General features: G+C 68.9%; 20 protein-coding genes and 1 pseudogene. 12 read left to right on the top strand and 9 right to left on the bottom strand.

What is annotated here, in order from left to right; translation table 11 throughout:
• Positions 1-1303 precede the first annotated feature (1303 nt).
• A complete protein-coding gene (locus ACFY61_RS18635; protein WP_389473259.1) occupies positions 1304-1612 on the bottom strand; it encodes a hypothetical protein in 309 nt (102 codons plus the stop codon).
• 310 nt (positions 1613-1922) lie between these two features.
• On the opposite strand from ACFY61_RS18635, the gene ACFY61_RS18640 reads away from it, so the two are divergent.
• Both ACFY61_RS18640 and ACFY61_RS18645 read left to right on the top strand, forming a co-directional pair.
• Positions 1923-2855, top strand: coding sequence for a pentapeptide repeat-containing protein (locus ACFY61_RS18640; RefSeq protein ID WP_389473261.1), 933 nt, complete (start codon positions 1923-1925; stop codon positions 2853-2855).
• 11 nt (positions 2856-2866) lie between these two features.
• Positions 2867-3738, top strand: a protein-coding gene (locus tag ACFY61_RS18645) for an IS5 family transposase (RefSeq protein WP_389473262.1) whose coding sequence is annotated in 2 segments (ribosomal slippage) — positions 2867-3236 and positions 3236-3738 — 873 coding nt in all. Because the reading frame shifts where the segments join, the coding sequence is not laid out codon by codon here.
• 42 nt (positions 3739-3780) lie between these two features.
• Here ACFY61_RS18645 and ACFY61_RS18650 read toward each other — a convergent pair.
• The 5 genes from ACFY61_RS18650 to ACFY61_RS18670 all read right to left on the bottom strand — a co-directional run bounded on the left by ACFY61_RS18650 (position 3781) and on the right by ACFY61_RS18670 (position 7630).
• Complete coding sequence (locus ACFY61_RS18650; RefSeq protein ID WP_389473264.1) at positions 3781-4413, bottom strand: DedA family protein; 633 nt, start codon at positions 4411-4413, stop codon at positions 3781-3783.
• Between the two features lie 330 nt (positions 4414-4743).
• Positions 4744-5748: a serine hydrolase domain-containing protein gene (locus ACFY61_RS18655; RefSeq protein WP_389473266.1), complete on the bottom strand. Its 1005-nt coding sequence runs from the start codon at positions 5746-5748 to the stop codon at positions 4744-4746.
• On the bottom strand, positions 5745-6680 hold the full coding sequence (locus ACFY61_RS18660) for a DUF6895 family protein (protein WP_389473268.1): 936 nt from the start codon (positions 6678-6680) through the stop codon (positions 5745-5747). Before ACFY61_RS18660 ends, ACFY61_RS18655 begins: the two co-directional genes overlap by 4 nt.
• Positions 6677-7381 carry a hypothetical protein gene (locus ACFY61_RS18665; protein WP_389473270.1) on the bottom strand — a complete coding sequence of 235 codons (705 nt, stop codon included), beginning with the start codon at positions 7379-7381 and terminating at the stop codon, positions 6677-6679. Before ACFY61_RS18665 ends, ACFY61_RS18660 begins: the two co-directional genes overlap by 4 nt.
• A gap of 57 nt (positions 7382-7438) precedes the next feature.
• Entirely contained in the window at positions 7439-7630 is a 192-nt protein-coding gene (locus ACFY61_RS18670) for a hypothetical protein (protein ID WP_389473272.1), read from the bottom strand.
• 582 nt (positions 7631-8212) lie between these two features.
• On the opposite strand from ACFY61_RS18670, the gene ACFY61_RS18675 reads away from it, so the two are divergent.
• The 3 genes from ACFY61_RS18675 (at position 8213) to ACFY61_RS18685 (ending at position 11779) form a co-directional block, all read left to right on the top strand.
• Positions 8213-9087 (top strand): IS5 family transposase gene (locus ACFY61_RS18675; protein ID WP_389473274.1). Its coding sequence is split into 2 segments (ribosomal slippage): positions 8213-8606 and positions 8606-9087, totalling 876 coding nucleotides; the frame shifts between segments, so codons are not numbered across the junction.
• 51 nt (positions 9088-9138) lie between these two features.
• Entirely contained in the window at positions 9139-9438 is a 300-nt protein-coding gene (locus ACFY61_RS18680; protein ID WP_389473275.1) for a hypothetical protein, read from the top strand.
• An 817-nt stretch (positions 9439-10255) separates the two neighbouring features.
• Complete coding sequence (locus ACFY61_RS18685; RefSeq protein WP_389473277.1) at positions 10256-11779, top strand: alpha/beta hydrolase; 1524 nt, start codon at positions 10256-10258, stop codon at positions 11777-11779.
• A gap of 25 nt (positions 11780-11804) precedes the next feature.
• Here ACFY61_RS18685 and ACFY61_RS18690 read toward each other — a convergent pair whose 3' ends face one another.
• Together ACFY61_RS18690 and ACFY61_RS18695 are read right to left on the bottom strand one after the other, a co-directional pair.
• Positions 11805-12824, bottom strand: coding sequence for an Rv2578c family radical SAM protein (locus ACFY61_RS18690; protein WP_389473279.1), 1020 nt, complete (start codon positions 12822-12824; stop codon positions 11805-11807).
• A gap of 80 nt (positions 12825-12904) precedes the next feature.
• Complete coding sequence (locus tag ACFY61_RS18695; protein ID WP_389473280.1) at positions 12905-13870, bottom strand: helix-turn-helix transcriptional regulator; 966 nt, start codon at positions 13868-13870, stop codon at positions 12905-12907.
• Positions 13871-13973: 103 nt separating this feature from the next.
• Between ACFY61_RS18695 and ACFY61_RS18700 the strand changes: the two genes are divergently transcribed.
• Positions 13974-14435, top strand: a complete 462-nt coding sequence (locus ACFY61_RS18700; RefSeq protein WP_389473282.1) for a VOC family protein — start codon at positions 13974-13976, stop codon at positions 14433-14435.
• 25 nt (positions 14436-14460) lie between these two features.
• Positions 14461-14916 (top strand): VOC family protein, encoded by a 456-nt coding sequence (locus tag ACFY61_RS18705; protein WP_389473284.1) that lies wholly within the window; start codon positions 14461-14463, stop codon positions 14914-14916.
• A gap of 155 nt (positions 14917-15071) precedes the next feature.
• On the opposite strand, the pseudogene ACFY61_RS18710 reads toward ACFY61_RS18705, so the two are convergent.
• Positions 15072-15754, bottom strand: a pseudogene (locus tag ACFY61_RS18710) (HNH endonuclease family protein).
• Positions 15755-16446: 692 nt separating this feature from the next.
• Here ACFY61_RS18710 and ACFY61_RS18715 point away from each other — a divergent pair.
• From ACFY61_RS18715 to ACFY61_RS18735, 5 genes are all read left to right on the top strand, one after another.
• Complete coding sequence (locus ACFY61_RS18715) at positions 16447-16779, top strand: DUF6233 domain-containing protein (RefSeq protein ID WP_389473286.1); 333 nt, start codon at positions 16447-16449, stop codon at positions 16777-16779.
• A gap of 23 nt (positions 16780-16802) precedes the next feature.
• Positions 16803-17030: a hypothetical protein gene (locus tag ACFY61_RS18720; protein WP_389473288.1), complete on the top strand. Its 228-nt coding sequence runs from the start codon at positions 16803-16805 to the stop codon at positions 17028-17030.
• Between the two features lie 55 nt (positions 17031-17085).
• On the top strand, positions 17086-17298 hold the full coding sequence (locus tag ACFY61_RS18725) for a hypothetical protein (protein WP_389473290.1): 213 nt from the start codon (positions 17086-17088) through the stop codon (positions 17296-17298).
• Between the two features lie 230 nt (positions 17299-17528).
• Positions 17529-18722, top strand: coding sequence for an alpha-hydroxyketone-type quorum-sensing autoinducer synthase (gene cqsA / locus ACFY61_RS18730; protein ID WP_389473291.1), 1194 nt, complete (start codon positions 17529-17531; stop codon positions 18720-18722).
• A gap of 297 nt (positions 18723-19019) precedes the next feature.
• Positions 19020-19700 carry a hypothetical protein gene (locus ACFY61_RS18735; RefSeq protein ID WP_389473292.1) on the top strand — a complete coding sequence of 227 codons (681 nt, stop codon included), beginning with the start codon at positions 19020-19022 and terminating at the stop codon, positions 19698-19700.
• Positions 19701-20528: the final 828 nt, after the last annotated feature.

Genomic DNA, 20528 nt, shown 5'->3' on the forward strand with positions numbered 1-20528 from the left:
AGGGCCGGCCTTCGGCCGGGGTCCTTCGCTGCGCTTTGGACTGCCCGGGTTCCGCTGCGCTCCACCCGGCCCAGGGGCCCGCTTGCGGGCCCCTGGGCACTCCCGCGCTTCGCGCGGGAGGTGACCTCGTTTCACGAGGTCCAGGCCTTCGGCGTTTTGGGGTGTCCGCTTCGCTCCCACCCCGGCCTTCCGGCTTCGCCTCCAGGTCGAAGGCCCGCAAGCGGGCCTGGCCGGCAACAGCGAGGGCCGCGGTCTCGTTTGGCTGACGGCCGGTGAGGTTCTCCACGAGAAGCGGCCTGGCATCACGGGTGTCCTGCCCTCTAGTCGGCCGCTCCGGGAAGAGCTACCTCCTGCATCATTGACTCGGCGCACTGTGTAGCATCCCGAGGAAACCTAGCGTTCCCACCCGCGGAGCGAACCCACTTCCGATGTCGTGGATCAGTGAAACTGCGCACTACTCAACCAACCCGCACAACCAGGGCCCGAGCGACTTCGACCCGGTTTCGGGACGGCCGTGCCACCTCCAACACCCGCCCCGCCTGCAGATCACGGCGCACCACACGATGCAGCGTTCCCAGGGACGGCACACTCCCCGGCGAGGACGAACTGTCGGCCGTCAACCGCCCGTGCAACACCGCAACGCTCCCACCCACTTGCGTCAGAACGGCCCACTGATCGTCATCCAGAACGAACCCGTCCTGCCGCCCACCGGCTCCAGCCGGCCCTCACACGCCTCGGACAGCCACCGCCACACCGTCCGGACCGTCACACCCGCCGCCTGGCCATTACCCGCACATTCAGCGACGACACCGATCCCGACCCCTGGTCCACCGCCAACAACCGACGCACCACCACACCACGCGCCAACCGGCCGTCCTCACCCATACCGCCAGCACACCCGGCGACCACCGCAACGAACACAGGAATGGGCAAACCCATGACAGCCACCCACCACCGTCCTAGCCACCTCATAGCAGCAGCCTGGTCACCCCACGACAGCCAAGACCACCGGCCCGAAACAACCCGTGCCACGAAACCCCGAGCCACACAAGGTCCTCAACACGACGAACCCCCGCACACCCGCTCACACCCAACAACTACCACCACCCCACCCACTCACAAGTGTGAACAGGCACGCCCATGACAGCCGGCCATCCTCGCGATCGGCGCCTGACAACAGCGGTTCGGTCATCTCGTGACAGCCATGATCACTACCGCTGCGCAGCAGGAGCAGGGACGGCCCTCCTGTCCTTGCTGACGCCCTGCCAGTGCCAGGGCACCTAACCGACGGATTCGCTGCCGTTTATGGCATCGGATGGTTGTCGTCCTGGTGGGTATCGGTGCCAAGGCCTGCCAAAGGGTGCACCGTCAGAGCACCCTCAGCGTCCACTTCGATCAGTAGGCGCTCGCGGGTGGAGGTGCCCAGCGGGGTCAGAGAACCGCTGCCCTGGGCCATGACATTCAGGACGGCGAGCATCGCGTGCAGGATCCGGTTGGGCCGGTGCCATTTGATGAGCGTCGCCCGCCACGCGGTGCGGGATTCGACCCGCCAGCCGAGCGCCATACGCTCCGCGATTGCCCTGTCGAGCTCAGTTATTGCGTTACTCCGCACGATGTTTCCTCCGGCGGGATCTGCGAGGCCGTCGGAGCCGACAGGCTTCGTTGCGACCCTCGGCTAACTACGGGCAGCAGTCGGCGGTCGGGCCTGCTAGGAGGCGTCGTTCGGATCAACGGGTGACTGCGGTCCATCTGGAGTAGGACGAGTTGCTGCTGCTGGTTCTGTGGGATGCGCTGAGGAGGTGGTCGGGAAACTGAGTGCCGATGGGCTTCGCCGTACCGCACGCCGGCGTGGTGCCGGCCAGCGTCGGCACGACGGCCGATCGGCGCTGTCCAGGTCCGAGCGCTGGGATCGGGTGCAGTGGGTGGGTCTGATCGCGGCCAGTCTCCCAGGGCTCGCCGCTTTGGGGGCGTTGCTGTTTACCTGGATGCAGGTCGGACAGGCTGGCAAGGAACTGCGGATCTCCGAGCAGGGACAAATCACCAGTCGGTTCAACGCCGCAATTGGCAACTTGGGATCGCAGTCCCTGGACATCCGTTTGGGTGGCATCTATGCCCTGCAGCGCATCATGGAAGACTCCGCCCGCGACCATCCCGCGGTCGTCTCCGTACTGGGTGCCTTCGCACAGGAGCATTCCGGGTCGAGTACTGAAAGCTTGAAGGAACCGCTTGGCGACGAATTGCATGACTGGGCTCCGAAGCGAGATATCTGGGCAGCCATCGCCACGCTGGCTAGGCGCAACCCCGACCGTGACGCCGGAGCGTTTATCGACCTGAGTAATACCGATCTCCGTGGCCTCAAAGTTCCTGGTGAAGCCGCTATCAGGCTCCCAGGGGTGGGATTGAACGACGCGGATTTGCGCGAAGCCGAGCTGCCAGGAGCGGATCTTCGCAATGCCAATCTGGACAGCGCCCACCTGGACAGGGCTTGGCTAGAGAAGGCCGATCTCCAGGGGGCGAATCTCGCCAGGGCGAGCTTCCGCAGCGCAACACTTGAGAACGCGAACCTACGCGGAGTGGAACGCACATGCGGGGGCTTCCTAATCTCACGCGATGGGCGAAAGCGACTTGATTGCATAGACCTGGACGCGGCCGTTCTAGACGGAGCGGATCTTCGAAACGCCAAATTGAGCGACGTGAACCTTCGCGACGCGACTTTGACGGGTGCAGATCTTCGTGGCGCGGACCTTTCCCGCGCGAACCTGACCAACGCGGACTTTCGTGGCGCCAAGCTAGATGGCGTGAAGCTGGATGGTGCAACGCGGACCGGCGCGCTCGGCCTACCGAAGCAGGGCTAGGCAGTTTCATTTTGGATCGGTCGCTCGTTGGACCGGGTGTGTCGTTAACAGATGTGCAATGGGCACGGATTGAGCCCCTACTCCCGGACCGGACGCCGATGCGGGGTGGTCGCTGGCGGGATCACCGGGAAGTGATCGACGCGATCGCCTTCAAGTTCCAGACCGGTACTCAGTGGGTGCATCTGCCGGAGAAGTACAGCAACTGGCGTGGCGTCTACAACCGGTTGCGGATGTGGGCCCTCGACGGCACTTGGGAGAGGGTGTTCACCGCACTCATGGCCCAGGCCGACGCCGACGAAGACCTGGACTGGACCGTTTCGGTGGACTCCACGATCGTGCGCGCCCACCAGCATGCGGCCGGCGCCCGTAAAAAGGGGCTCCGGTCGGCGAACCGGCTGACCACGCGATCGGCCGGTCCCGCGGAGGACTGACCACGAAGATCCACCTCGCTGCCGATGCCGACTGCCGACCTCTGGCATTCGTTCTCACCGCCGGACAGGCCGGCGACGCGCCTGCCTTCACCGACGTCATGGGCCGCCTGCGCGTTCCCCGACGACGTGGTCGTCCACGCACCAGGCCGGACGTGGTACTGGCCGACAAGGCCTACTCGTCCCGCTCGATCCGCGACCACCTGCGCAAGCGCGGCATCCGGGCGGTGATTCCGGTCCCCGCGGACCAGCGAGGCCACCGGCTGCGACGAGGCAGCCGGGGCGGGCGGCCACCCTCCTTCGACCGTGAGGCTTACAAACAGCGCAACACCGTCGAGCGGTGCATCAACCGCCTGAAGCAGTGGCGAGGCATCGCGACCCGCTACGAGAAGACCGCGACCATCTACCTGGCCGGACTCCACATCGCCGGCATCCTCCTCTGGTCTGCGCGGTGATCCAAACGAAACTGCCTAGGTCCGGCGGCTCGGATAGCGGTGTCAGGGCGTCGTGCCCCGCCCGCAGCGGGCTCTGCGGGTGCCTCTCCTCCTGCTGAAGGTCAAGATGATGGCCAAGCCGATGACGACGGCTAGGGCCAAGCCGATCCAGGAGAAGCGGCGCAGCCAGTCTTCGGCGAGGACGCCGAGGTAGTAGACGGCGGCGGTGGTCCCGCCGGCCCACAGGATCCCGCCCATGAGATTGGCGGGGAAGAACGTGACGTAGGGCATGCGCAGCACCCCGGCCAGGGGACCGGCGAAGATCCGCAGCAGGGCCACGAAGCGGCCGAGGAACACCGCCCACACCCCCCACCGCTGGAAAGCGCGGGTGGCTGCAGCGATGTTGTCTGCGCTGAAGTGCCGGGGAAAGCGGCGTGTGAGGCCGTTCAGTAGCGGTGTGCCGCCCTTGCGGCCGATTGCGTACCCGAGCGAGTCGCCCACCACGGCCCCCGCTGTCGCGCACATCCCGACCACGACAGGGCTGATTCCTGCGTGCTGGGAGGCCAGCAGTGCCGAGCTGACCAGGATGATCTCGCCCGGCAGTGGGACGCCCACGCTCTCCACTCCCACGACCAGGGTGACCAGCAGATAGACGGCAAAGGGTGGGACAGTGACCAGCCACTCCTGGACATGCAACTCCAGTTCTCCTCTCCTACCTGGTTCAGACCCGTCGCGGAACCGCCCTTTCACCGTAGGAGGGCCGTTATGCGATTATCTGTACGTTTTGTAACAACTGCCTTGCGGTGCGACCGAGGCCCGGCTATCGGCGAAGTGATCACAAAGTCATCGACACCGAACGGCAGTATCGACACAGCGAAGCCGCAGCGGATCGGCCCCACGGACTCCTCCAAGGCGCGGCGCTGCTGTTCCTCGCGGGTGCCAGACCGCGGCAATCCGTGACCTGCGGAGGTTTCACACGAGTGAAGCGCGGCCTCGGGCGCGCGTCGGCACGCGAGAGTGCTGTGTTCAGGTGCTGAGTTCCTTGAGGAACACGTATCCGGCCTGGATGAAGCGGCCGCCAAGTCGGGGGCCGGTGTTGGTGAGAGCGGCGAGGGCGGTGCCGGCCTGGGGGCAGAAGCCGACGAACGTGGTGAAGCCGCGGGTGGCGCCGGAGTGGAAGAGGAAGGTCCGGCCGCCGGTCTCGCGCAGGTTCCAGGCCAGGCAGCGGCGGTCTTGTGAGCGTGGGAGATGGAGGCGGGGCTGTTGGACGGTGTGGAGGGCTGTGGCCAGAGGGGTGGCGGTGGGAGTGAGGTGGGCTTGGAGGTAGCGCAGCAGTTCGGGGCCGGTGGACCGCAGGGCGCCTGCGGCTGGGAGGGCGGGGATGGCGAAGGGCGGCAGGGGCCGGTTTCTGCGGTAGCCGGTGGCATGAGCGGTGGGGCTGGGGTCGCACGTGGTGGAGGTGAGGCCGAGGGGGGCGCACACGTGTTCGGTCAGGAGGGTGAGGTAATCCGTGCCCGCGGCGTGGGCCAGGGCGTTACCCAGCAGGGCCATGCCGTAGTTGGAGTAGGTCAGGCGACTGCCGGGGCGCCGACGGGTGCGGGTGCGTCCCAGGGCCTGGTCGAGGTGCTCGATGCGGTATCGGGCGTAGGGGTTGGTGAAGTAGGTGGGAAGGGCACGGATCAGCAGTCCGGGGGGCAGGCGGGGCAGGCCGGATGTGTGGGTGGCCAGATGCAGAAGTGTGATCCGGGTGCCTGCCGGTGATCGGGGGCGCTGGCCGGGCGGCAGGTGGGCGTCGATCGGATCGTGCAGGCCAACACGGTTTTGTACGGCGAGTGCGGCCAGCAGGAGAGCGGTGAAGGTTTTGGTGACGGAGCCGATTTCGTAGAGGGCGTCCGGGGTGTTGGGCGGGCCGCCGTGGGAGAGACGGCCGTGGCAGTACACGTCGTGAGCCCCCTCGCGGGCCACGGCGAGGGTGACTGCGCTCGCGCCGGGAGCGGCCTCGACCAGGCTCGGGAGGCCGGAAGCGGTCATGCGGCGATGCCGGCGGCGCCGAGCGTGCGGGCCAGGGTGATGGTGCCCGAGATGACGGCGACGACGGCGGTGTGCTCGTTCTCCTTGAACGCCGTGTGCTCGTCGCCCGCGATGGGGTCGCTGTCGCGGGGGGTGAGCCCGTCGGGTTGCTGTACGGCCGCCAGCTGCTGCCAGGGCTTGGGACCGCAGACCGGATCGCCGATGCAGGCATCGACGGCGAGGAGTTCACCGACGAGGTCGAACTGCCCTACTTCCAACCAGATGTCGACCCACACCGGGAGCCATCGCCTGAGATAGCGGGCCATGGAGGCGGGCAGGTCGTCGGGCCGGGCGCCCCAGTCGGTGAGGTGGAAGACGGTATGCGTGATGTCGTAACCGGTGCCCCAGTCCACCGCCCACGGTTCGGGTGTGGCGCCCAGCCAGGTCGCCGCCGCGAGCGCCTGCCAGTCGGGGTCACGGCCCACGCCGACGATGCGGCGGGCGTTGGCCACCGCGAGCCGGCGGTTGGGAACGACCTCCATGGCGTCGGGGGCCCGCAGGCCCGCGTAGTCGGCCAAGAGCTCGTCCAGCAGGCGGTGACGCAGGCCGGCCCGGGCGAAGTGGGCGTACAGCTCCAGCGGATCGGTCAGGGTGAGGTGGCGCAGCTGACGTTCGTAGAGCAGGTTGCCGTCTTGCAGTTGGTGCCAGCAGGAGTCGATGAGGGCGCGTGCTGCTTGGGTGTCGTGGGAGCCGGCGACGCCGTCGCGCAGTACGAGGGAAGCGGCCAGGGCTGCTTCGCCGAGCGGCTTGTAGGCCCCGTCGGGATCGGCGAGGTCGACCGTGGCGTGGGGTGGGAGGTGTCCGTAGCCCTGCTGGTGGGTGGTGTGGAGCCAGTTCAGCGCTTTGGACGACCAGTTCTGAATGGTGCCAAGGTGGTCGGTGAGGGGCATCATCCGTCCTCCTTGTGCCCGTGCAGCAGGTGTTCGGCCACAGCCAGGTCGAGGTTGGCTCGGGCACTGCCGTCGCCGACCTGCCGCAGACGGGTCAGGAGCGGTGTGATCTCCAAAGGGACTGGTACCCGCGTGTGGTGCAGCCAGGCCAGCCAGCGGGTCAGCCGGGCAGCATCGCGGTAATCGCGGCGCAACATGGCGCGGACGGTTCCGCGGGCCAGGCACAGGGGATGCGCGCGGGCCGTGTCGTGGATCGGGCTGTCGAAACCGGGGAGGGCCAAAGGTGCCAGGCGGGCCATCGACGGCGCCCACTGACGCCATCCGCCTGGAGTGCCGGCGAGCGGCTCGGGCGGGGCGATGGTGGCTTGACCTGGTTCGGCGCTGCCGGCGGTGCGGGAGGCGAGCGTGCACGCGGCCCAGTCGTGCCAGGCGATCACCGGATCACCGGGAGGCTGCAGCGGGAAAAGCCGGTAGGCCTCGGCGACGGCCTGCGCCAGTCCGTCGTCGGTCGGCAAGCCCCCTGCCATGTGCGGCACGAAGAGGTCCGCTCCCAGCACCCGCACCGCGGCGAGTTCGGCTCTGGACAGCGGCCAGGGCAGGGCGCCAGCGCCCCCGCCGTCCCGAAGGACGTCGAGGGCACGGCCCGCCATCCGCTCAACCGCCGCGCCATACTCGGCGCGCAGTGTCGCATCGGTGACTGACATGCGTTGAAAAACTCTCCTGTGGCGGTGGAAAGGTGCGGAGGGCGGGGGCGGACGGTGTCAGCGCGGCTTCTTCTTCGGCTCCTTCGGCTCCTTCGGTGAGGCCAGGATGAGGATGAGGCTGGTCGCGGTGGGGCAGTACGTCGGAGCGTCGCTGACCGGCGCCTCGCCCTCGCTCAGCAGAGCGGTGACAGCGGCCTCTTCGGCCGCGGAGGTGACCGGCGTGAGGGCCGGGAGCAATGCAGTGGGCATCGGATGTCTCCTTCTCGATCGAAACGGCACCAGGTACGGCACCGTGCGAACGCATTCGCACACACCGGACAACAGTCACATTCGCGTCATCAGGAACTGGCACAGCGCACGCGTTCGCGGCGTGCAATTCACTCCGCAGCGGGGTACCCGCCACCAGCGGAGAACGCCTACGCAACCGTCCCTGTCGGTGACCCGCGTCGGTCCAGGACTCCAACCACTCGCGGGTCTTGTCCACGTCGGTGGTCCTCAGGCACAGCGTCTACGGGGCTCAAGCCGTGCCCGGTGAACAAGTCCTCCAGGGCGCTGTGCGCTCGCGGTAAGGGGGTGAGAGGAGCTCCGTCCCGCCCCGAGCTGAGCTGCTACACGTCGAACGCCATGCGGTAGGTCCGGCCGGCGCGCCCTCGCCGTGGTGGGGGCGCTGCGGCCCCGGACCGCCGCACGGCGCTGCGACTCCTCGAGCGACAGCCGACCCGCCTCGGCATCCCAGGCCGGGCTGAGGGGCTGTCGGTGGAGTCGTCGACTGGACGATGGCCCCTAGGGTCAGTTGCGAAAGTGGATCTTGATCGTTGATGATCACTTGCCGTGGGGCGTGCTGATCTGACGAACGGCCAGTGGGCCCGGCTTGAGCCGTTGCTGCCGATGGGTATCAAGAAGGGTCGTCCGCAGGTGTGGACGCGGCGGCAGCTGATAGACGGCATCCGGTGGCGGACCCGGATTGGTGCTCCCTGGCGGGATGTGCCCGAGCGTTATGGGCCGTGGGACCGGGTCTATGACCTGTTCCGGCGCTGGCAGCGGGACGGGACCTGGGCCCGCATCCTGACCCAGCTCCAGGCCGAGGCCGACGCGAAGGGTCTGATCACCTGGGACGTGAACGTCGACTCGACCGTCTGCCGGGCCCATCAGCATGCCGCCGGGGCGGTGAAAAGGGGGATCTCCAGAAGGAGCCGCCCGGCGGGATCTTCGTCGAGCCGGCCGACCACGGTCTCGGACGCTCCCGCGGCGGACTGACCAGCAAAATCCACCTCGCGGTCGAGCAGGGGCAGAAGCCTTTGTCCGTCGTCATCACGGCCGGACAGCGGGGTGACTCCCCGCAGTTCGAGCCGGTCCTGGAAGCCATCCGGGTTCCCCGGCTGGGTCTCGGCCGGCCGCGCAAGCGTCCGGACCGAGTCCGGGCCGACAAGGCGTACGACTCCCGCCGTAATCGCTCCTACCTGCGCAGACGCGGAATCCAAGCGACCATCCCGGTTCCGGCGGACCGGGTCCGCAACCGCCTCAAGCGCGGATCGCGTGGCGGGCGGCCGCCGGCGTTCGACAAGGACGACTATAAGCAGCGGCACGCGGTCGAGTGCGGGATCAACCGGCTCAAGCGCCACCGGGCCGTCGCCACGCGATACGACAAGCTCGCCGTCCGCTACGAAGCGACCGTGCTGATCGCGGCCATCAACGAATGGCTCTGACCTCCGCAAATGCTTCGGTGACACCAACTGTCGAGCAGTAGCGTGCCCCCCATGGGCATCAGCGTTCAGGTTCGGACAGTCACAGGCGCGGTCGAAGCCACATGCGTACATCCATCCATCGCTGACCTGTGCAGACGGGCGGCGAGCCAGAACCTGCCCATGCTCGGATACGTCGATCCCTGCGACGACACCGTGTTCAACCGATCGCAGCTCAGAGTCCTCATCCCGGAACTCCGTGCCTTGGCGAACGGCTCAGCCGCCGAAGAAGCCGAGGCGGTGCACGAGATCCTTGCGCTGACCGCTCAAGTCGAGCGCAAGGCCCACCGGTATCTCGTCTTCAACGGCGACTGACGACGCCACTTTCACAACAGGCCCTAGCCCTGAACGAGCGGCTCGAGGAGATCACCCCGTCCTGGTGCCCGGTGCGGCCTGCGACCTGACAGCGATGCTTCCACCTGGTCCGTCAGCACCTCGACACAGGCCATGCCTTACCCACATCAGCCGGCGAGGTGATGCGCCAGGGTGAAGACCTCGGCCGGTGGGACGCCTCCGTCCGGGTCGGTGGGACCAGCTCACCGCCGTGCAGCAGTGGATGTGCGGACAGGTCGTCAGCATCGAGCCCGCCGACGAGAGCGAGAGGCCGAAGCCACACGCGGGCAGGGCCGACAGGTGGCCATGCACTACGCCGCCACGTCGGAGTTCTTCGAGCAGGGGGGCACCTGACGGTTCCCCGCAAGCACATCTGGACGATCACCAGTGAGGACGGCCCCGTGCAGCAAGAGGTCCCGCTGCTCCCCGCCGCGTGGGTCGACAACGAACGCCGCCGGGCCACCATGGTGATACCGCAGGGGGTGGAGCTGCTCTGACAGGTCGGGGTGCGGTGGGTGTGACGGGCATCGTCGTCACGGCGGCGGCCGCTCTGGCGGCCGGTTGTCTGTTCGGGCATCCATCGCCCGCCACCTGGGCGACGAGCCGGAAGACCGGGGCGCACGGGGTCGGCCGTCCGCCCGTGCGGGTGCTCTGGCAGGGCGCGCAGTGGGCGGCGGCCGTAACGTCGGGAACGGCAGAGCCGCCTCGGCCAAGGCCAGGTGGCGGTAGCGGGTTGCGCCCGGCTGCGGAACGGGATCGAGGAGTGGCATCGCTCATGCTCTTGCGCTCTAGGTTGCTCGTGATCAGTATCGCCCTGACCGGCCTTGCGACGGCCGGCTGTGGCACCGGCGGGGCGAGGCCACCCGGGCTGAAGGGCGAACCTGCGGCTGTGGGGGCTGACCTGAGCTCGTTTTACGGGCAAAAAGCCGTCTGGCGTCCCTGCCCCGCCCACGAGGTGCCCGCCGGCGCACCTGAGCGTGCACGGTTCGAGTGTGCGACGGTGCGGGTGCCGCTGGATTACGGTCGGCCCGCCGGCCGCAGCATCGATGTTGCCGTCAACCGGCTGCCCGCCAGGGACAAGGACAAGCGGATCGGGTCGCTGCTGACCAATCCGGGCGGGCCGGGAGGATCGGGCCTGGCCTTCGTCTACGCCAGTGCCGCGGATTTCTCCCCCGAGGTGCGGGCCCGCTACGACATCGTCGGTATGGACCCGCGCGGTATCGGCAAGAGCTCGCCGGTGCGCTGCCTGTCCGAGCAGGAAGGCGCTCGCCTGGCGAAGGAGGCGGGTGAGGACGTGGGGATGTGGGCGCGGGGGTTCGCGCAGGCCTGCGCGGCCAGGTCGGGCCGGCTGCTGCCGTTCGTCGGTACGGACAATACCGCCCGTGACCTGGACGTGGTGCGCGCCGTCCTGGGCGACGAGAAGCTGACGTACTACGGGTTGTCCTACGGGACGCTCCTGGGCCAGTACTACGCGCAGCAGTTTCCCGGTACCACGGGGCGGATGGTCCTGGACTCGGTCGTCGATCCCACCGTGTGGCCGAACGACACCGCGGCGGAGGCGGCAGCGTTCGACACAGCGTTGGGCGTGTTCGTCCAAACGTGTCTTGACGGTCCCGACTGCCCCATGGGCAGTGGGCGGGCCGCCGTAACCAAGAAGATCGACGACCTCATCACCCGCCTCAACAAGCAGGCGGCCACTGCCGGCGACGGCACACCCGTCACCGGCCAGGACCTGTCCAACGGACTGAACCAGACGCTGTTCAGCGAAGAAGCCTGGCCACTTGTCCACAAGGCCCTCGGGTCCGCTTTCCAGGGCGACACCAAGCCCCTGGTCTCCTACCTCCACCCTGACGGCACCCGTGCGGGCGAGGAGACGAACGGGACCTTCGACGCGGCAGGGGGCCTCGCCGTACGCTGCCTGCACCTGCGCGCCGACCAGCGCACCCCCGGGTCCGTCCGTGAGATGGCCGCCGAGGTCGACAAGGCCGCGCCCGTCTTCGGCACGACGCTGATCGCCGGCCGGTACGCCTGCACAGACTGGCCCGCCAAGCCGCTGCCCACCGCCGGGCGTGCCCTCAAGGCCGAAGGCGCGCCGGAGATCCTGCTGGTGCAGAACTCCTTCGACGCCGCCACACCCGCACAGTGGGCCAGAAGCGTCGAGGGCCAACTCGACCGTGCCCGTCTGATCACCAACGCATCCGGCGGCCACGGCTTCTACACCAAAGGCCCATGCACCAGGAAAGTCGTCGACGAACACCTCCTCAACGGCACCCTGCCCGCGCGCGGAACCACCTGCCACGACCGGGCACCCGCAATCGGTTGAGCTGGAAACAACTGTTATCGGGCGCTCAGAACAGGGTGTCCTGGGTGAGGACGGGGTCGGTGGGTGAAGACGCGTCGCTGCGCGAGTTCTGGGGAGGGGCCGTGTTCAGGCCGTGCTCCTGTGCCAGCTTCGTCACCTGGAGGGTGATGTGCTCTTGGTAGTGGGTAGGTGCGTACGCCTTGTCCCCGTACAGCTGTTCATACCGGGGTACGAGGTGGGGGTGGTGACGGGTCAGCCAGGACATGAACCACTCGCGTGCTCCGGGCCGGAGGTTGAGTACCACAGGTGTCACCGAGTCCGCTCCGCAGGCGGCGATGTCGCGGACGGTGGCGCGCAGCTGTTCGGGGTGGTCTCCGAGGTAGGGGATGACCGGTGCCATGACGACGCTGCAGCTGATGCCGTGTTCGGCCAGTCGGCGTACGGCCTGGAGGCGGCTGTGCGGTGCGGGGGTGCCCGGTTCCAGAGTGCGGCACAGCTCGCGGTCGGTGGATCCGACGGAGAGTGCGATCTGTACGTCGGTGACGGCTGCCGCCTGTTGCAGCAGCGGCAGGTCGCGCAGGATGAGGGTGCTCTTGGTCAGCAGTGAGAAGGGGTTGGCGTGGTCGCGCAGTGCCGCGATGATGCCCGGCATCAGGCGGTAGCGTCCTTCGGCCCGCTGGTAGCAGTCGACGGTGGTGCTCATGGCGATGTGTTCGCCGCGCCAGGTGCGGGAGGCCAGTTGCCTGCGCAGCAGTTCGGCGGCGTTGGTCTTGACAATGATCTGGGAGTCGAAGTCGGCTCCGGGGTCGAGGTCCAGGTAGCTGTGGGAAGTGCGGGCGAAGCAGTACACGCAGGCGTGGGAGCAGCCGCGGTAGGGGGCGAGGGTCCACCGGAAGGGCATGCGGGAGGCGGCGGCGTCGGGGATCCGGTTCAGGATCGTCCGGGCGTGTATCTCGTGGAAGGTGATGCCGCGGAATTCTGGTGTGTCGAAGGTGCGCGTGGTGATCGTTGCCGCGTCGAAGAGGGCGGCGTCCTGGGGGCGTGTGGCCAGGTTGTCCCAGCGCATGAGGTCTCCTTGGGCGGTACGGGGGCGTCTTTTGCGTAACGGGTGCGGGGCGGTCGGCTGTGTTCTGTCGGTGGTGGGGGTCAGGGCTGCGCTGCTCGGGTTGTTCTGCGGGCGAGGGCCTGGAGGTAGTCGCGGACGTGCTGGTCGGCGTCGAGGGTGTAGTCGGCGTCGATGCGGGTGAGGAAGACCGCGATGCGGTTCAGGCTGTCGCCGGAGAGGTCGACGGTGCAGGTGTGCTCGGTGAGTGCTTCGACGGCGCCGAGGAGTTCACCTCGCGTGCGGGTGCGCACGGTGGCGGCCGCCGCTTGGACGGTGGCGATCGCGTGGTAGCGGGCGGGGGCCGCGTTGATGCGGCTGATCACGTAGGCGGCCGGGTCAGCGGCGGGCAGCTCTCGCGCGGGGGCACGGTGTCCGGTCGGGGTCGCGCTGGTGAGCCTGTCCAGGCGGTAGACGCGCCAGTCGCCGCGGTGGGTGTCGTAGGCGATCAGGTACCACAGCCCCACCGCGGTCACCAGGCTGTGCGGCTCCACCCGGCGGGCAGCGGGTGTGCCGTGGCGTGAGGCATAGTCGAAGGTGACGATCTCGTGGTCGCGGCAGGCGGAGGCCAGCGCCGCGAGGGTGGCCGGGTCGATGCGGGAACGCGAGGGTGGGCGGTGTACCGCGGTGACGGTGTCCTGGAGGGCGGTCACGCGGCTGCGCAGCCGGGCGGGCAGTACCTGTTCGAGTTTCGCCAGAGCCTGTAGGGCGGTGTCCTCCATGCCGGTCAGGCCGCTGGTGACGGTCCGCAGTGCCACCGCGATGGCGATGGCTTCGTCGTCGTCCAGGAGCAGGGGCGGCAGGTCGGTGCCGGAGGTCAGGCGGTAGCCGCCGGCCGTGCCGTAGCCGGATTCGACCGGGTAGCCCATGGCGCGCAGCCGGTCGACGTCGCGGCGCACGGTGCGGACGGTGACCTCGAGGCGGTCGGCCAGGTCCGCTCCGGGCCAGGTGCGGCGTGTCTGGAGCAAGGACAGAAGCCGCAGCAGCCGGGCGGGGGTATCACTGGTCATGCCTTCATGTTTGCGGTGGTGGAGGACAAGTTCTGTCCTCCACGGCCTCTAGCGTGGAACATGTCGCCACAAGAGCGGCGAAATTCCACCAGAGGAGACAAACATGGTGAATCCGATTCCCGACGGATACCCGCGGGTCAGCCCGTTTCTTGTGGCGACCCCGGCCGCGGAGGCGATCGCCTTCTACAAGGACCTCTTCGGGGCGGTCGAGCGTCTCGTCGTTCCTCAGCCGGACGGCAGGATCAACCACTCGGAGCTGCAGATCGGGGACTCCGTCATCTTCGTGATCGATGAGAACGCCGAATGGAAGATGCGCGACCCGTCCCGCATCGGCGGCACTCCGGTGCCCATCCACGTGTGGGTCGAGGACGTCGACGGCCTCTTCCAGCGCGCGGTCAAGGCCGGAGCCGAGGAGGTCTATCCCCCGACCGACATGTACCAGGGCGACCGCGGCGCCTCGTTCACCGACCCGTTCGGCCACACCTGGTGGATCGCTGCCCGTATCAAGGAATACAGCCCGGAGGAGATGGACCAGGCGATCACCCAGGCCCTCGGCAACGCCTGAGAACCACGCAGAGAAGAGAGCGATCATGGTCCACTGGCAGAACACCGACTACCAGCTGGTCATCCCCTGGATGGCCGTCACACCCGCCGACGAGGCGATCTCCTTCTACCAGGACGTGCTGGGAGTGAGCGAGCGCACCCGCATCCAGGCTGGCGGCAAGCTCATCCACTCCGAGCAGATGGTCGGCGACAACGTCATCATCATCAGCGACGAAATCCCCGAGATGGGCATCCTCAGCCCCAAGACGGCAGGCGGTACCCCAGTGACCGTCTGGATCCAGGTACCCAACTCCGAAGCCGTCTTCGACAAGGCCGTCAAAGCCGGCTGCAAGCCGACCTTCCCGATGACCACCATGCCCTACGGAGACCGCGCGGGCGGCTTCACCTGCCCCTACGGCCACAACTGGTTCATCGCCACCCACATCGAGGACGTCTCCCCCGAAGAGATCCAGCGGCGCATGCAGGCCGAACCGCACGCCTGACCACGGTCTGCCGTACCGCCCACCAGCCGGGATACGCGGCACTGGGCGGAGTAGGCGACAGCCTCCGCCAGCCGACCGACACCCACAACAGGCCGTGGAGCCGGGAGGGCCGCCACCCAAGCGGGTGACGGCCCTTGCGCAGTGCTGCCGTTCCGTTATGGGGCGGGGGTGAACTCCACATCGGTGCCGCCGCAGCCGGCCGCGATGTCCCACAGCCGGTCCCGCTCCGCCGCATCCACCGCCAGCCCCCACCGCAGCTTCGTCGCCGTCCACTCCGCGCCGTACCGGCACAGCGCCTCAGGCGACGGCGGCAGCCACTGCGCCGGGTCCTGGTCAGCCTTGGACCGGTTCGAGCGGGCCGAGACCGCCACCAGCGATGACGGCTGGCCCTGGTCGTTCGCGTACGCCTCCCGACGGGCCGCCGTCCACGCCGAGGCCCCGCTGTCCCACACGCCTCCGCGAGCGGCACCATGTGGTCGATATCCAGCCTGCCTGCGTCGGTCACGGAGACTTCGTCGTAGTACGACACCCACATACCCCCACTCAGCGCGCAGTCCGGCCCGATCTGCGGGTAGTCAACCGCCTCGGCCAGCAACACCTCCTAGCGGGTGCTGCAGCCATCGGCCGGCAGGTCACCGGCATTCCAGTGCCTGAAGGAGGTACGCCGGTAGCCGGTACGGTCCTCGGTCGCGAGCGGCAGCGCGGTCACCGCGACGCCGATCGGGAGGACCTGCGGCACCGCAGCGCGCACCTCTTCGGCGGCGTGCGCGGTGGTGGCGGGCAGGGTCAGGGCGAGGGCAGCTGCGGCCGCGGTGGCGGCCCGTCCGATTATGATCATCATGCGGCGGTTCTACCGGCCACCCCCAAACCGGCGACAGGGCCCGGGGCAGCGGTTCACTCCCCCGGGCCCGCCGGATTCACCGCCGAAACGCCACTGCACCTACGGATGCGCCGAAGGGACCGAAGCGTCGGCCTGTGCCCGCCCCCGAGCCAGGGCTGAGCATCGGATCCCGCCGCCGGGGTGCCATTCCATCACCGGGCCGGCTGCGTTCCCCTGCGCCTCGCACCAGGACACCGGGACCAGGCCCCCGCAGTCGTACCTGCGGCACACACATCCCGGGGCCGAGCCAGCGGACGGCACCCCATGCCGGACCACCCCGCCCGCCGACCCCTCCGCGGCAGAACCGCGCAGGCCAGCCGGCCACGCCAGGGTCACCCGCAGGCCGCCCGATCCCGAACGGAACCGCTCGATCACCCGCACCTCCCCCAGCACCGCCAACGGTACCGTTCCCGGCGCCGTCAGCCGGCCGAACTCCCCCGCCGTCAGGGCTGCCAGCGCACAAGGAGAAGCACCTGGGAGACCCCGCCTATCGCGACCAGCTCGGCGGGTACTACAGCGGTTCCGGCCACTGAAGTCGCTAAGAGCCGCTCCGACTCGGCGCCGGGACCCTCCGCGTACTCGCGGTACTCGCAGGCGTCCCGGATCTCCGATGCGCGCTCGTACGGTACGCCGTCGGCCTGCGCTCGGTGGTGTCCGTCCCGCCGCCCGACCTCCCCCGCCTGCGGACCCTGGTCACCTACCTCCGCGGCGAGCTGCACCGTGCGGAGCAGGCCTTGGCCGCGGCCGAGGCGCAGGAGGCCGCTGCCGCCCGGCGGCAGCCGGCGCCCGAGCCTCCGGCCTGGCTGATCGAGCGCGGAATCGGCGCCGGCCGCCTCCCCGTCCGCGTCCGTGCCGCGGGCTGCTGGGACACCGGCAAACGCTGCATCCCCGCCACACCGGACCAGATCCGCCGCCTCCTCGCCGAGGGCGTCACCGCCTGCATCCACTGCCGTTCGGACACCGCGCTCGGAGTGCTGGAGTGACCGGGTACCGGCACGGTGGAGGGGTGAGCCTCGGCCTGCGCGTCGTCGTCTATCCGCCGGACGCCGAGGGCGGACGCCGCGTCCGCGCAGGCGGCGAAATCCTCGGCCGCGCCCTCGGCCCCGGCGATGTGCTCGAGTTCCTGCGGCGGGCAGGCCTGGACCCCGACACCGTCCGCCTGGACGACCCGCTCCTCATCGAATGGCGCGGCGGCGGACCGACCCTCTGGAGCCCGGACACCAACGGGCCGTGAGCGCAGCCGTGCAGGCCGCCACCCGCTGCGGGGCGGGACCCTGGACACTGAAGACATGACCGCACGACGTGCCCTCGGCACCGGCCCGCGCCCCGTGTCCTCTCCCGAACCGTCGGCGGGCGGCCGCCGGGGCCGTCTCGCCGCCGAGCTGGACGACGCGGCCGCGCCCCGGGCGGCCGCCGAGCCGACAGAAGCGGCGGCGCTTTTGTCCCCCGGCCGCCGCCAGCTCGGCACCGGCACGAGACCGAACGCGGCCGAGGCCGGCTGAGGCTTGAGCGGCCCAGTGGTACTGCCCCCGACACGTCGGGCACCGGGCCTGGCCCGCGCACGCCCTATCGGCACGAACTCACCCGAACCCTAGCCCGCCCTCACGGGCCCGGCGGCGGCCGTCGGACGCGGTGTGTTGTTCCGTGGCCCGAACACTGGGGCAGCGGGTCACCCAGACGTGCCTGTGTAGGTAGAGCCGGTCGGGTGATCTGTGGGCCTACATTGCGCTGCATGATCGATGCCTGTGCTGCTGTCCCCCTGCTTCCCCCGTTCGTCCGGGAGCGGGTGGAGGCTTTCCACGCCAACGGGATCGGGGGCCGGTGGTCAGGCCGGCACATCCTGCGCGGCCGCCGCCTGCCCACGGCGGGGTCCACCGTGGTCGACAGCAATGACTACCTGCGCCTGGCCGGTGACAAAGGCGTGGTGGACGCCGTGAGCGAGTCGCTCCACGCGATGCGGGGAGCCAGGCTGGCCTCGGCGGTGCTGCTGTATGAGGAGAACCCGCAGACCGAACTGGAGCGGGTGATGGCCCGCTACCTCGGTTCGGGGGCGGGCGTCTTCTGCCAGTCGGGGTTCGACGCCAACTTGGGGCTGCTGCAGACCCTGGCCGGGCCCGAGGTACCGGTCTACGTGGACGTGCTGGCCCACATGTCGCTGTGGGCGGGGGCGCAGGCGGCCGGCGCCACGGTGCGGCCCTTCCGGCACAACGATGTCGCCCACCTGGCGCGGCGTATCGAGGAGTACGGGCCTGGGGTGATCGCGGTGGATTCGATGTACAGCGTGTGCGGCAGTCTGGCGCCGCTGGGCGCGTTGTGCGAGGTGGCCGAGCAGACGGGCTGTGTCCTGGTCGTCGACGAGGCGCACTCGCTGGGCACCCACGGCCCGGCCGGTGCGGGCATGGTGGTGGAGGCGGGGCTGGCCGGGCGGGTGCATTTCCGCACGATGAGCCTGTCGAAGGCGTTCGCGAAGCGGGCCGGCTACATCACGTGCCCGGACGAGGACTTCGTCGAGTACTTCAAGATGACCTCCCTGCCGGCGGTCTTCGCCTCCACTCTGGTGTCCTCCGACCTGGTGCAGATCGCCGCCACCCTGGACGTCGTCCGCGCCGACGAGTGGCGCCGCACCCGCCTGCGGGAAGTCGCCACAACCTTGCGGGAAGGGCTCACCGGCCTCGGGTACGACCTTCGGGGATCGGGGGCCCACATCATGTCGCTGCCCACCGGCCGTGACGAAACAGTCATCCAGGTACGCGACATCATGGAAGAACACGACGTGTTCGCCTCCGTCTTCTGTCCCCCCGCCACACCCCACAACCGCACCGCACTACGGCTCTCCCTGCACTGCGACCTCACCGACCAGGACGTGGACCGCATCCTCCACGCCGCCGAGACCGTCCTCCCCCTGTGCACCCCGCCCACCACCTGACCTCGCAACCACCCACCGGCAAGCGGACGCGGACGGCACCACGCTCCCCCGCCCCAGCAAAGCCAGCGCTTCGCTGGCAAACCCGCCACGCGAGTGGCCCAGGCCCCCGCCTCGGCCTACCCCTTGCCGCCCTCCTGGCATCCTGCCGACTGAGCACTGCCACCGCCGCCCAGTGGGCTCCGCGCAGGTGAGTTCCAGCATCCCTGCTCGAGGGGTCGGTGCACGATCAGCTGCATTGCGTCACTCCTGGGAGGGACATCGCGGCCGGAACCGGCCCAGCGGGAGGTGGTGAGGTTGATGATCGTCGGCATGACATCCTCCCTCAGTCGCCGTCGTCTGCTCAGCCACGCTGTGGCGGCTGCCGGCATGGGGCTGCTCGCGACGGGCGCAGCAGCCACCCGTGCAGCCGCTGCCGCGAAGCCATCTGGTCAGGCCCCGCCGGTGCTGCCGACGATCGGCCAGCAGTTCACCCTCAGTTGCAACGGCTTCGGGGCAACACTGGTTGTGGATATCCCACCGCCACTGCCGGCACTGAACTTCATCGGCTCCCGGGTCGTGAGGGTCGAAGTCGGTGGCGCCGACTTCGTTCGCCTGCGGACCGTCGACTTCGCGATGGAGGCGCTACACCCGCTGTTCGGGAAAGTGACCCTGCGGCTACCGGACATCGCTTCCTCCCCGGACAGCCTCCTCCAACTCACCCCTAACGGGCTCACCGAGACGTGGACCCAGTCGATGGCCCTCACCTTCCAACGCTCAGGTGACGTCGAGGGCCCGTTCTCCTACGAGACCCTTGAGCCGGGGAAGTGGATCGCCAACCACATCCTGTTCCCGCCACCGCCCCAGGAAATGAAGCCGGACGGGTCACCCACCGGGGGCACCAAGTACGTGCTGCAGGCGCCGATCAAATACGGCCACGACTCCACAGAGGCCGGCCAGCTCCAGGGATTCGACGTCAACCAAGGCGTCACCCTGGGCTAATGCCGCTGCCAAAGACCCACTCCGCGGACTCGGAACCCGACGGGCACACGCGAGGGGAAGCACCGGACTGTACGGTCCGGGGACCCTCGCGCAGGCCCGGCGGCGACGTACAAGGCGCACTCCTGGCCCTCGGTGCGGCGAGGCGGAACCAGTCGGGCATCTCGCGCACGAAGGCGTCCGCGCTCGGCCAGGCCGGCGAGACGTGAACTTCACGGACGGTTCGATCAGGTCGGGGAAGCGGCCCTCGCGCCGGGCCTGAGCCAGCTGCGCGGACAGCCGGCGATACATCGGCGGCGTGTGTACCCCTGACACCGCCGCCGGCCCCGAACCCGAAGCAGACCTCTTCGTCCGGCTATCGCGGACAAAGACTTCTCAATGCCGGTGTCAAGCCGCGTCGGGTGCCGTCCGGACGAGATCACCCGGCTGGTGCAAGGGTCACCTCGACGGCACGTCGCCGAAGGCGAACCGCCAAGACCTCCATCTCGACGAGCGTGCCGGTGAGACCGTCCTCAGCGAGTTGCGTGACCTGTGCTCGGGCTTCGCCAAGGGATACTTCCCGTGCGTCCCGGAGGGCCTGGAGCACGGGAACGAGGCTGGGCACGTTGCCAGACAGGCGAAGCCGGGCGGGCCCGTGTGCTTGTAGCAGAGCGTGTCGAATGTTCTCGGGCGTGACGGGGCCGCTGTCTTGCTCGCACCACGCATTTGGGCAGTCTGCGCATCGACCTTCGGTGCCCCAGCGAAGCGTGCCTCGGTCGAAGAACTGACCCATGTCGCAGGTCGTCGTGCCTCCGCATGCACTGCACCGGCCTGTGACCTGTACTCCTTGCG

It is taken from the genome of Streptomyces sp. NPDC012888 (genome assembly GCF_042900645.1).
Taxonomy (GTDB): domain Bacteria; phylum Actinomycetota; class Actinomycetes; order Streptomycetales; family Streptomycetaceae; genus Streptomyces.

Coding starts and splice junctions, on each gene's coding strand:
- ACFY61_RS18690 (WP_389473279.1), bottom strand. CDS start 12,824: ATGCGCTGGGACAACCTGGCCACACGCCCCCAGGACGCCGCCCTCTTC.
- ACFY61_RS18670 (WP_389473272.1), bottom strand. CDS start 7,630: ATGCCCACTGCATTGCTCCCGGCCCTCACGCCGGTCACCTCCGCGGCC.
- ACFY61_RS18695 (WP_389473280.1), bottom strand. CDS start 13,870: ATGACCAGTGATACCCCCGCCCGGCTGCTGCGGCTTCTGTCCTTGCTC.
- ACFY61_RS18655 (WP_389473266.1), bottom strand. CDS start 5,748: ATGACCGCTTCCGGCCTCCCGAGCCTGGTCGAGGCCGCTCCCGGCGCG.
- ACFY61_RS18680 (WP_389473275.1), top strand. CDS start 9,139: ATGGGCATCAGCGTTCAGGTTCGGACAGTCACAGGCGCGGTCGAAGCC.
- ACFY61_RS18660 (WP_389473268.1), bottom strand. CDS start 6,680: ATGATGCCCCTCACCGACCACCTTGGCACCATTCAGAACTGGTCGTCC.
- ACFY61_RS18705 (WP_389473284.1), top strand. CDS start 14,461: ATGGTCCACTGGCAGAACACCGACTACCAGCTGGTCATCCCCTGGATG.
- ACFY61_RS18725 (WP_389473290.1), top strand. CDS start 17,086: ATGACCGCACGACGTGCCCTCGGCACCGGCCCGCGCCCCGTGTCCTCT.
- cqsA (WP_389473291.1), top strand. CDS start 17,529: ATGATCGATGCCTGTGCTGCTGTCCCCCTGCTTCCCCCGTTCGTCCGG.
- ACFY61_RS18735 (WP_389473292.1), top strand. CDS start 19,020: ATGATCGTCGGCATGACATCCTCCCTCAGTCGCCGTCGTCTGCTCAGC.
- ACFY61_RS18700 (WP_389473282.1), top strand. CDS start 13,974: ATGGTGAATCCGATTCCCGACGGATACCCGCGGGTCAGCCCGTTTCTT.
- ACFY61_RS18665 (WP_389473270.1), bottom strand. CDS start 7,381: ATGTCAGTCACCGATGCGACACTGCGCGCCGAGTATGGCGCGGCGGTT.